General features: G+C 40.3%; 8 protein-coding genes. 3 read left to right on the top strand and 5 right to left on the bottom strand.

Annotation, left to right across the window (positions count from 1 at the left end; all coding sequences use genetic code 11):
• Position 1 precedes the first annotated feature (1 nt).
• The gene (locus HX743_RS02790) at positions 2–1,747 is read left to right on the top strand and encodes a hypothetical protein (RefSeq protein ID WP_004971620.1); all 1,746 of its coding nucleotides are present in this window, start codon (positions 2–4) and stop codon (positions 1,745–1,747) included.
• Positions 1,729–3,852 carry an EAL domain-containing protein gene (locus HX743_RS02785; protein ID WP_178318441.1) on the top strand — a complete coding sequence of 708 codons (2,124 nt, stop codon included), beginning with the start codon at positions 1,729–1,731 and terminating at the stop codon, positions 3,850–3,852. Before HX743_RS02790 ends, HX743_RS02785 begins: the two co-directional genes overlap by 19 nt.
• An 87-nt stretch (positions 3,853–3,939) precedes the next feature.
• Here HX743_RS02785 and rpmE read toward each other — a convergent pair whose 3' ends face one another.
• From rpmE to HX743_RS02765, 4 genes are all read right to left on the bottom strand, one after another.
• Positions 3,940–4,164 (bottom strand): 50S ribosomal protein L31, encoded by a 225-nt coding sequence (gene rpmE, locus HX743_RS02780; protein WP_004971624.1) that lies wholly within the window; start codon positions 4,162–4,164, stop codon positions 3,940–3,942.
• Positions 4,165–4,367: 203 nt separating this feature from the next.
• A complete protein-coding gene (locus tag HX743_RS02775; protein ID WP_171062555.1) occupies positions 4,368–5,366 on the bottom strand; it encodes a bile acid:sodium symporter family protein in 999 nt (332 codons plus the stop codon).
• A 190-nt stretch (positions 5,367–5,556) separates the two neighbouring features.
• Entirely contained in the window at positions 5,557–5,958 is a 402-nt protein-coding gene (gloA, locus tag HX743_RS02770) for a lactoylglutathione lyase (protein ID WP_214129007.1), read from the bottom strand.
• A 1-nt stretch (position 5,959) separates the two neighbouring features.
• A complete protein-coding gene (locus HX743_RS02765; protein ID WP_178318439.1) occupies positions 5,960–8,158 on the bottom strand; it encodes an MFS transporter in 2,199 nt (732 codons plus the stop codon).
• Positions 8,159–8,352: 194 nt separating this feature from the next.
• Between HX743_RS02765 and HX743_RS02760 the strand changes: the two genes are divergently transcribed.
• Positions 8,353–11,046 carry a Lon protease family protein gene (locus HX743_RS02760; protein ID WP_131261142.1) on the top strand — a complete coding sequence of 898 codons (2,694 nt, stop codon included), beginning with the start codon at positions 8,353–8,355 and terminating at the stop codon, positions 11,044–11,046.
• A 124-nt stretch (positions 11,047–11,170) separates the two neighbouring features.
• Here the strand turns inward: HX743_RS02760 and grxD are convergent, their stop codons facing one another.
• On the bottom strand, positions 11,171–11,512 hold the full coding sequence (grxD, locus tag HX743_RS02755) for a Grx4 family monothiol glutaredoxin (RefSeq protein WP_019837647.1): 342 nt from the start codon (positions 11,510–11,512) through the stop codon (positions 11,171–11,173).
• Positions 11,513–11,602: the final 90 nt, after the last annotated feature.

Here is an 11,602-nt window from a genome sequence, read left to right as displayed (position 1 = left end):
CATGAATATGAATACTTCAGATCTTTTTCTAGTTCCCAGCGAACTAAAGCTGGAGCAATTGAGTTTTTGTCAAAATACGGTTAAAAGCATTCAGGCATGGGCAGCGGATTTATCCATTTTACAATTGGGTGATTCTTCCCAAGCTCTATTTAATGCACTTTTAGAAATTTCAGAACTGAAATGTCAGGAAACATTACGTTTTGACTTAATTCAAGCTATTCATCCGACACTTGAAAATGTGCTTACCAGTCTGGAAAAGCATTTTTTCAACCAGGCTTTGATTAGTAATGACCGCAACGATCATATTATTGAACTCGCGCTGTTATTACGCAGTCATTTCGCCAAAGTCTATATTAATATTTCCCGACGTAGCCACCAACAACTCACCCAACAAAAATTTTCTTTATTTGCCTTTAATTTAAAAAAGAACTTACAAACTGCACGAGTTCTATCTAGCTATTATGCTTTACAACAATTAGCTCTACTGCGCTATCAACAACACATGCTTTATAGCCACGCCTTGCCAAATCAGTGGTTAATTGCACACCAACTTTTAGATACAGCCATTCAACAACATTATTATTTAAATAATATTAATCAGTTACAAGGCACACAACATCAACTGATTAATATTGCTCAAGCCTATGCACAGCTGATTTTATTGGAAATTTTCAATACCCATCAAATTCGACCTGCAGAAATTCAAGGCTTATATCTCTGTAGCTTTGATTGGGCAAAACTGATTCAAGTTTTACCCAAAGAAACGACGCTTTCACGTTATGTGGTCGATGCAAGCAAAGATCATCCACCTATTTACAATACGCACCAAAGCCAAGGTTTTCATGCCAATATTTTTATTGCAACTCAACCCCTACTCGATCATTTAAATGAAGTTCAAGGTCGTAAAGGTGAACATTTATCACGCAATGAAAAGCTATTCTTAACCCCTGCTTTGCATTTCCATTTGCACAATATTTTGACCAATACAGCAGAACGTGTGCATGAGCGTTATGAATATTCGGCACGGATTAAAATTTGCTTTGGTTTGACTGTGGCACATTTTTATCTGTCTAATGGTAAAAACTTCAATGAAACGCTGGCTTTGGGCGATAACTACCAATTCCAGAATGAAAGCCAGTTTATCAATGCCATGCATACCAACTCTACGGTAGATATTAGCGCTGTTAAAACCTTAGACCGTGAAGCCAAACAAATTTACAATGCCGATGTTTTAGATATTAGTGTCAATGGCTATCGTATTAAATGGACGGGTGAAACACCAAAAAACCTTAAAACAGGTGAATTTATTCTGGTTCAGGAAAATAGCCAAAGTCCGTGGCGTGGTGGTGTCATTCGCTGGATTAAACAATCTGCTGAAAAAAGCTTAGAACTTGGCTTGGAAATTTTAACCCAAGATATTTACCCTTGTGCTGTTTTTGTTAAAACAGATCGGCATACAGGACATTATCATCCAGCATTATTGGTACAAAGTACGCAGGTCAATGAAGTCAATACCTCATTGATTTTGCCAAGTCTGCAATTATTACGTGACAAACAAACCGTACAGCTACGTTTAGGTGAAGAAGAACTAAAAGTGTTCTTAATTAAGCCGTTATTGATTACCCAAAGCTTTATGCGCTTTGATTTTGAGTTGTTGAATGACCAACAACAGCCTTTACTTGATGGTTTTATTCAGAAACAAGTGAATGAAGTTAAAAATCACGATTTATGGGAAGCATTAAAGTGAGAAATCCATTATTGTCTAAAAAGCTCAAACGTACCGAAACACGTTTACTCATAATCGATGACAACCAAATACGTTTTAATCAAATTTGTGAACAACTCACTGCAAATGAGCACCGTGTTCAGGCTTATCTATTAGATGACATTAAAAACTTTGAAAAACAATTACATTTAACTTGGGATTTGGTGATCTTTGGTCGTGCTTATGACCTAAAAGTCGATCAGGCACTCACTTTAATTCGTGCATCACAGCAACCAAATTTACCGCTACTTTTGCTCAAACCAGACGATTACGATGCCACGCAATACACCAGTTATGTGCGCAAAGGCATCTATGACATTATCAATTTAGATTACCCCGAACGCTTCTATTTTGGCTTAATTCGCGCACTGTCTTTTAGTCGCTTACAGCAGTCACAAGAACAACTTATGACTGAACTGGAAAATGCACAATCACAAGCTCAGGCGTTGGTCGAAGACAGTAGCAAAGCAGTAGCCATTATTCAGGAAGGAATTCATGCACAAGCCAATGCTGAATATTTACAGCTATTTGGTTTAAAAAGTGAAGATGACCTTATTGGCTTGCCATTATTGGATTTATTGCAACCGCAAGATATTACAGATTTTAAATTCCGCTTTAAGAAAGTCAGTCAAGGACAATTTGAACACGGCCGTTTTGATATTCATAGCCAAAACCCGCTTCTGGCAAAACAAAACCCGCTCAAAATTGAATTTGTTGGAGCAGCTGACGACGCCATACAAATCACCATAGATATTGAAAATACGGCGCAAAATACTGTCCCTGCTCAAACGACAGCAGACAAAGCAGCGGCAAAACCAAGCACATACCAATTGGTAAATCGCACTTTAGCCAAACAGCCTTCTAGTGCCAATGCTTTGGTGGTGTTTTCTTTGGCGAACTGTCCTGAATCAATTTTCCAAGCCGACTGGCAAACCACAAAAAATTACTTTACCAACATTCAAAATTTTTTAAAAGAACAGACCAATGTACCATTATTTAATGTGAGTAATGGTTTAGTGGTTGGTTTGTTCCAAGCAGAATCGCCTGCAATTTTAGAATCGAAACTGATTGGCTTAAATTCACTCACGAAACCGCAATTACTTACGGTAGATCAACATACTTACCCACTTAATTTGCGTATTGGTTATGTGCCATTCACTCCAGACATTCAAAATGAAAGCAGTTTTGAGCAACTGATTAGCCAAGGTTTTGCCAACGCATTACCACAACCGCAAGAACAACATAACTCAGGTTTAACCTTAGACTTGTCCTTTGGTGAATCTAACTTAAATGTAATTGAATCTGCTGCAGCTGTACCACAATCCTATAGTGAATCTGCGATTATTGCAGCGATACGTCAAAGTCTTGATCGTGGTGAAATTCATCTGAAGTATCAACAACTTTATGATAAGCAAGACACCAATTTATATACCTATGAAGTAACTAGTGGCTTTATTTTCAATAGTGAATGGAAATCACTGACAGGCTTAATAGATTTGGCTGAAGACCCAGAATTATCCATTAAACTGGATCGTTGGATTTTGGTCGAAGCTTGTAAACAATTGCACAACTTCATCACCCAATATCCTGAAGCGAAGCTGATTATCAATTTAAACAAATTTGTTTTATTACAAGACCGCAGCTTCCCTGAGTTTGTGTCTAAACTGATAACGATTATTGGTAGCCGCCTCAGCCATCCATTAATTTTGCAATTCTCTGAAGAAGACATCAGCCAAAACTTAGGTGATGCGCAGAAACAAATCAGTTTATTACGTCAGCACGGCGCTGAAATTTCTCTGCGTGATTTTGGTCATTCGATTTATAGTGAATCTATCTTGAAACAAGTCGATATTCACTACTTGACCTTGCACAGTGCACTGACTGAAAAACTGGCTGCTGATGACTCGACGCAAGAATTACAGGAACAATTGAGCATTTATAGTGAAATTAAACCTGTAGAAGTGTTATTGCGTGACTTAAATGATATGAACCTGTTTGCGAATGCATGGAATGTCGATGCGCGCTTTATTCAGGGTGATTATTTCCAGAAAAAACTCGATCATTTAATTGATGTACAAGACCAATAAAGTCTTGTGCATTAGGGTCTATTTGTAGACCCTAAAATTTAAGGCACAAAAAAACGGGCAATTGCCCGTTTTTTTTCGTACTGGATATTAACGTTTGATAGAACGTGACATACCAGCAAAACGTTGTTTGAACTTGTCGATACGACCGCCAGTGTCAACGTTCTTTTGCTTACCAGTGTAGAACGGGTGGCATGCAGAACATACGTCAAGATAAAGAGTTTCTTTACCAACTGCTGAACGAGTTTCGATTACGTTACCGCAAGAACAAGTTGCAACTAATTTTTCATATTTTGGGTGAATATCGGCGCGCATCGTCGATTACTCCTAAGATTTAAGAAGGCTTAAGCTGTCATCGCAATTGGTCACTCTCATTAAAAAAATGAGGACATGCTTTAAAAGCAGACCAACACCACAACAGACCATTCTTTTGGCCCACCGAGACGGATACCGTCAGAGCTAAGCACAACAAGTTGGGCAATATTATACGGAATAAAATATTTTAAAGCTAATTATTCTTAGGAATTTAATTCCTGAGGTTCAGTCGAATCGGGCTGCTTTTCGAGATAATTGGCTATCACACCGCACACCATCAACTGAATTTGATGGAAAATCATGATCGGTAAAACAATCATCCCCAACGGCTGCCCAATAAATAAAATTTGCGCCATCGGTACACCACTGGCTAAGGTTTTTTTGGAGCTACAAAAAAATGCGGCAATTTGGTCTTCACGTGCAAAACCCAACCATTGCGGCACAACCCACGCCAACCACATCACAAGGGTCAATAACACGGAACAAGCAATAATCAACAGCAATAAAGTCATACCACTAACTTGATGCCACAATCCTGCTACCACTGCCCCACTAAATGCACCATAAACCACCATCAAAATCGAACCCTGATCAAATACCTTGACCAGCTTTGGTAATTTCAACATCTGAGGAAAAACATAAGGACGTAATAACTGCCCCAAAATAAATGGCACCAATAACAATAAAGTAATTTGAATAATCGAATTTGTCGGGTCAAAACCGTGTTCAGACTGCCCTAAAATAAAGATGCCTACTAAAACTGGGGTAATAAACATCCCAATTAAATTAGAGAATGACGCACTGCAGACTGCGCTGGCAACATTGCCTTTTGCCACTGACGTAAAGGCAATTGAAGATTGCACGGTTGAAGGCAAAAAGCACATGAACAAAAAGCCCCAATACAGCTCCTGCCCGAGCATTGGCACTAGAATTGGCTTTGCCAGCAAACCTAAAATTGGGAATAACGCAAAGGTAAAAGTAAATACCAACGCATGCAATTTCCAATGCATCATGCCCTGAATGACAGCTTCACGTGATAATTTCGCCCCATGTAAAAAGAATAAGATTGCAATGGCAACTGTCGTAATCACACTAAAAACTTCGGCTGCTTGCCCTGACACAGGCACGACACTGGCGAGGATGACCATCACAAACAAAAGAATGGTAAAGCGATCCAATGCCAATAACTTCAACATAAACACATCCTGTATATTCTTTTACTGTTGCAAAAAAGCCCAGCAATTTTTACCTTTCGATAAAGGTATATTACTGAGCAATATTCAAAAAGCGAGCATTTTCAGGCGATGTTCAATATTTTCAAAATGAATACTGAACAACATTCAGTTTATTGCGCCATAAAGGTTTGGTTTTTACTGCTTCACTGATGAAGACTTAGTTATTACGTGCGTTCTGATCTTGCTGAATCAATTCAACTTTATAACCATCTGGGTCTTCAACAAAAGCAATGACAGTTACACCACCTTTCATTGGCCCTGCTTCACGTACCACATTGCCGCCGCGCGCTTTAATTTCTTCACATGCTTTGTAGGCATCGTCTACCGCAATTGCAATATGACCATAACCATTGCCCAAATCATAGCTGTCTGTATCCCAGTTATGCGTCAACTCCAAAACGGTGTGATTTTCTTCATCGCCATAGCCTACAAAAGCAAGGGTAAAACGACCTTCTTCATAATCACGCTTACGCAGCAAAGTCATGCCTAAAACTTCTGTATAAAATTTTAATGATTGCTCTAAATTACCTACACGTATCATGGTATGCAGCATGCGCATGTCATTCATCCTTTTGTTCAATCGGTTTTGCTTGTATGTGTTGATGGTCACGTAACAATTTCGCCACCCACACCACTAAAATTAAAATAGGGATTCCAATTAATGTGGTCATGAGGAAAAAGTTTGGATAACCAATATTGGTCACTATAGTACCTGAATAACCACCTAAAATCTTAGGAGTCAAGGTCATGAGTGAGCTAAAAATTGCATATTGCACAGCAGTAAATGACACACTGGTTAAACTGGATAAAAATGCGATAAAAGCCGCGCCCGCTAAACCTGAAGCCAAGTTATCGACAATAATCGCAAAATATAACCATGCTGTGCTATATGGCTTAATCACCTTGCCCTGAATTTCAACCATATTGTTTGAAGATGATTGAACGATCGACAAAGGTTGTATATCTACATCCAAAGCATTGCCTTCATGTGTGTTTAAATCGACCTGATAGGTTTGGCTGTGTTGTTGTACTGTTTGCTGTCTATTCAATAATACGGCTTGCAGTTGTTTACTTGGTGAGTCTGCCAAAAGCTGCCCTGCAATCGCTGCCGTAAAAATTCCTTGTGCATCTAGTTTTGCATCAAAATTTTGACCATCTAGCTGCAGTACAATTTTTTGCTGTTCGGTTAAGGCAGGCCCTGCATATTGCCCACGTACGACAATACTGTTGCTGGCTTCATTTTCGCTAATACGATTATCCGAAGTCAGTGGTAAAAACTGGAGTTGTGCAGTTTCAATCTCAGTTTGGTGCAAATACGGCATCGACACTAAACGTGACGGCGTATCGCCCGTTTGGTATTGCGCACGTACCTGAATTTCATCCTGTGTTGCTAAAACCTGACTAGGCACAGCCACTTTCCAATATCCAACTTCATCGGCCTGGGTTTGATATTGTTGCTGCCCCACAGAAACTTGCACATCGCTCAGTTGCTGTCCTGACTTCACCAGACCAATAAAAATAAGATTGGTGGATGATGCCAACACCGCGCCAACAAACATTAATTTCATAATGTTCATACGCTGTGCCAGTAAACCGCCCAAGAAGCCACCCACTAAACTGAAAATGACCCCATAAACCTTAACCGCTTCGGCAATTTGTTCTTTGCTAAAGTTCAAATCCTGATAGAACACATTGGAAATTACACCTGCAATAATGTCTGAAACTCGATAAAAACCAATCAAGAGTAATAACACCAGTGCCAGTTTCATGCCGTAGCGTTTAAAGAAATCTGCAACAGGATGCACCCATGTTTCAAATGCCATCTGTTTATTGACTGCGCCCAATTTGACCAAAATTGTGCCCATGCCTACAGCAGCCGCACCCGATGCAATAAAACGTAAAGCTTCTATAGAAAATAATAAAAATGCATCTTTGAGTTGGAATTGTTGTTTTAAGGCTTCGGTAAAATTACCCGAAAAGACGTAGCACAATACAAAACTGAATACCGCAACAAAAAATACTGTCACCAGACGAAAATAGTCGCGTCGTTGATAATGTTTGCTGACCCGATTCACTTGCGGTTCACGAATCACCAAAGTCGTGATAATGCCAATCAGCATCACCGCAGCCATCGCCAAATAAGTAATTTTCCATGCACTATAAATATAGTTGCCTTTAGCAGTACCTAAAGATGCAGCCAAAAATAAAGCACCTGCCCCTGCAACAATCATCCCAATGCGATAGCCCGCGTTATAAGTCGATGCCAACACGGTTTGCATTTGAGTTTCAGCCAATTCGATACGGTAAGCATCAATCACAATGTCTTGCGTGGCTGCAGAAAAGCCTAGTAATACTGCACCCAATGCCATTTGATATAAATGTGCCTGCCCCAAAGCTGGGTCAGAAAATGCCATGACTGCAATTGCACAGACTATTAAACATTGAGCAATGAGCAGCCATGCCCGACGTCGCCCTAGTTTTTTGGTTAAATAGGGTACGGGTAATTCATCAATCAATGGTGCCCAAACAAATTTAAAGGAATAACCTAGAGCAGCCCAACTAAAGAAAGTGACCGCACTTTTGTCAATGCCTGCTTCGCCCAACCACAAAGATAGACTGGAAAAAATCAGTAAAATTGGAATACCTGCAGAGAAGCCCAAAAACAGCATAATCAGCGCACGACGGTCTAAAAATGCCGTAAATGCAGCTTTCCACCCTGTATTTTGTGCTGAAGTTTGCCCAGTCTGTTGTGTGGTCATTCGATTATTATTTTCTATCAAGTCAAATTGTTGTTATTCAATCGCGGAATAGCTTCTGTTTCAACAGTATTTATGAAATTATCCACAACAGCCTTGTCATTTTGTAGTAAAAATTACGGCTTAGCTTGAATTTTCCGCTTAAACCTGTATACCTTTAAACTTCTAACTGCAATATTTCGTTTTGGATTTCTACAGTGACCCAAAGACTTGATCAAATCACCCCATCAATGACAACCAACACAACAACAGCAGCGCAAGATGAACAACAACCGCTTCTCAGCTCTGCCTTTGAACAAAGCGAAATACAAACGACTTTAGAAAATACACGACTCAAAGCAACACAACTAACCCATATTCCAAATTACGATAACATTCCCGCTTCGACCCGACGCATTAAACCGCTGAATAATTTTTTAGGACAAGATCGGGCACGCGCTTCGGTGGAAGCAGGTATTTCCCTGCCATATTCTGGCTACAATATTTTTGCAGTGGGTACGGCGGGATTGGGCAAACGTACCATGGTCAAGCGTTTGCTGCAGCAACATGCCAAGAGCATGCCCACACCGAATGACTGGGTTTATGTCAATAATTTCAAACACCCGCGCCAACCGATTGCCTTGCAACTGCCTGCAGGTCAAGCGCCTAAATTTCAAAGTTTGTTACATCAAACTTGGCAAACTATTTTAAAGCAACTCGAACGTCGCTTTACCGCAGAAACCTATCACAACCGCATTGAAATGATTCGTCAGCAAGCGGGTGATGAACAGCAACAAGCCTTAATTGAGCTGACCAGTGAAGGTGAAGAACTCGATTTAAAACTGATTGCGCAGGAAGATGAACATTGCTTTGTACCCGTGCATCTGAAAAATGACAAAATGCAGGAAATGTCTAAGGAAGATATTAACGCCTTGGACAGCAAAACCCGTGCAGAAATTGCGTCCAATATTCGTTATATGAATAAAAAACTGGAGCGTTTGGGTTTGCATTTAGGCGATTTAGAAGATGACGCACGTGACAAAGTACAAGACCTGAACCGTGATATTGCCAAACAAGTGGTAATGCCACGCATTGATATTATTCAAAATAAATATCCTAGTGTCGAAGGTTTGACTGAATATTTACAATACTATGCCGAAGATATTATTAATAATGTCGAGTTTGTTTTAGAACAGGAAGAAGATGATTTCCGTCCTGGCACCTTTAGCCGTATTCCTGCGCGCTACCAAGCCAATATTATTGTGACGCACAAACCCAACAGCGGTGTACCTGTTATTTTTGAAGATTTTCCAACCCATTACAATTTATTGGGGCATGTAGAACAACTCACGCAAAACGGCACCATTACCACTGACTTCACCTTAATTCGTGCAGGTAGCTTACATAAAGCCAATGGCGGCTTTTTGATGCTCGAAGCAGAGCAGTTACTGGAACAGCCTTATGCATGGCAAGGACTGAAACGCGCTTTAAAATCGGGGCAATTGAAACTTTCATCTTTGGAACACATGCTAACTTTAACAGGCAGCATTTCCATTGAACCACAAGCCATTCCACTAAATATTAAAGTGATTTTACTGGCAGAGCCTGAAATTTATTATGAAATTTTAGAGCTAGAACCCGAACTTGGCAGCGTGTTTAAAATCCGTGCCGACTTTACCGATACATTACAACGTAATGACGAAAACGAGCAGGCATATATGCAGCTGATTGCCGACTATGTGCAATCTGACAAATTATTACCATTTGACCGTTCTGCTTTGGCAGCTTTACTGACTGACTCAAGCCGTCAAGCTGAAGATCAAAGCTCACTCTCCTTACATGCCCTCACCTTGGGGGATTTAATTCGTGAATCGCATCACCATGCGGCACAGGCGGGCGATAAAACGGTTTCCGAACAGCATATCAATACCGCACTGGATCATCGCAAATATCGCTTAGGCTATTTAAGAGAACTGTACTGGCAAGATTTATCACGCGGTACGCAGTTAATAGAAACTCGCGGACATCGTTTGGGGCAAATTAATGCCCTGTCGGTCATTCACTATGCCGATGTCGAGTTTGGCTTACCTTCGCGCTTAACCGCCTCAGTCTATCAAGGCGGCGGCGATATTTTAGATATTGAACGCAGTGTTGAACTTGGCGGTTCTTTACATGCCAAAGGCGTGTTGTTGATGGCCAGTTTCCTCAAAGCACATTTTGGCCGTGAGCAAATTTTACATTTTTCTGCTGCCCTTGCCTTTGAGCAAAGTTATGGTCAGGTTGATGGTGACAGTGCAACAGTGGCAGAGCTTTCTGCTTTGATTTCTGCAATCAGCCAACTACCTATTGACCAATCTTGGGCCATTACAGGCTCCATGAACCAACTTGGTCAAGTACAGCCAATTGGTGGCGTGAATGCAAAAATTGAAGGTTTCTTTGATGCCTGCAAACTGCAAGGTTTAACTGGCAAGCAAGGCGTGATTATTCCACGTCAAAATATGCAGCACCTTATGTTGCGTAAAGATGTGATTGAAGCGGTAGAACAAGGTCAGTTCCACATTCACGCCATTGATACCATTGACCAAGCCTTAGAAATTTTAATGGCGCGTCCTGTGGGTAAACTCACTAAAAAAGGACGTTACAGTAAAGGTTCAATTTACGCTGCAGTAATGGAACAACTTGAGTATTGGCAAGCCATTGAAGATGGTGCTGAAATTGAAGAAGAGCCAAAGAAAAAGAAAAAGTCCAAGAAAGAAAAGGACAAAAAAGACCCAGAGAAAAAGGACAAAGCGCAAAAAGCCAAGAAAAAACAGAAATCGGCTGAACCATCTGATGCGGCAACTTCTGATGAAGTCACTGCTGAGTCGGCTGAAACTGCTGAACTTGCAACTGAAAGTACTGCGGTAAACTAAGTGCAGTGATTCAAATCAGCTATTCAAGTGAATTCCAGATATAAAAAAAGCGCCAAGGCGCTTTTTTTTATATCAACTTTTTTGTATGGATGACTTTGGTCTAGTGTGACCCAAGTCCAATACTTTAAGCTTCAGGTGCTGGGCTGTATTGCTCAACTAAAGGCTTTAACTCACCTTTCTGGAACATATCCAACATAATATCGCTACCACCAATCAACTCACCGTTAATCCACAATTGTGGGAAAGTTGGCCAGTTGGCAATTTTTGGCAAAGTGGTACGAATATCCTGATTTTCTAAAATATTCACATAAGCAAAAGGACGACCAATTTGACTGAGTGCTTCTACTGCGCGCGCAGAAAAACCGCATTGTGGAAATTGTGGTGTGCCTTTCATGTAAAGAAGAACAGCATGTTTAGCAATTTGTTCACGAATTAACGCTTCGGTATCGCGTACTTGTTCAGTCATTGGTAAATCCTCAACTCATCTGTGTGGCATTATACCCAAAACCGAGCAAAACAGTACGTCTAAAGCAATAAATCCAATTTTATTTACAAT

The sequence above is a fragment of the Acinetobacter sp. Swhac1 genome (assembly GCF_013390985.1).
GTDB lineage: Bacteria > Pseudomonadota > Gammaproteobacteria > Pseudomonadales > Moraxellaceae > Acinetobacter > Acinetobacter towneri.
Note: the sequence above shows the minus strand (reverse complement) of the source record. Positions and strands in the feature narration are given on the sequence as shown.

Excerpts from the sequence above, each read along its gene's own strand:
- rpmE (WP_004971624.1), bottom strand. The coding sequence starts at position 4,164 with ATGCGCGCCGATATTCACCCAAAATATGAAAAATTAGTTGCAACTTGT.
- HX743_RS02765 (WP_178318439.1), bottom strand. The coding sequence starts at position 8,158 with ATGACCACACAACAGACTGGGCAAACTTCAGCACAAAATACAGGGTGG.
- HX743_RS02790 (WP_004971620.1), top strand. The coding sequence starts at position 2 with ATGAATATGAATACTTCAGATCTTTTTCTAGTTCCCAGCGAACTAAAG.
- grxD (WP_019837647.1), bottom strand. The coding sequence starts at position 11,512 with ATGACTGAACAAGTACGCGATACCGAAGCGTTAATTCGTGAACAAATT.
- HX743_RS02785 (WP_178318441.1), top strand. The coding sequence starts at position 1,729 with ATGGGAAGCATTAAAGTGAGAAATCCATTATTGTCTAAAAAGCTCAAA.
- gloA (WP_214129007.1), bottom strand. The coding sequence starts at position 5,958 with ATGCGCATGCTGCATACCATGATACGTGTAGGTAATTTAGAGCAATCA.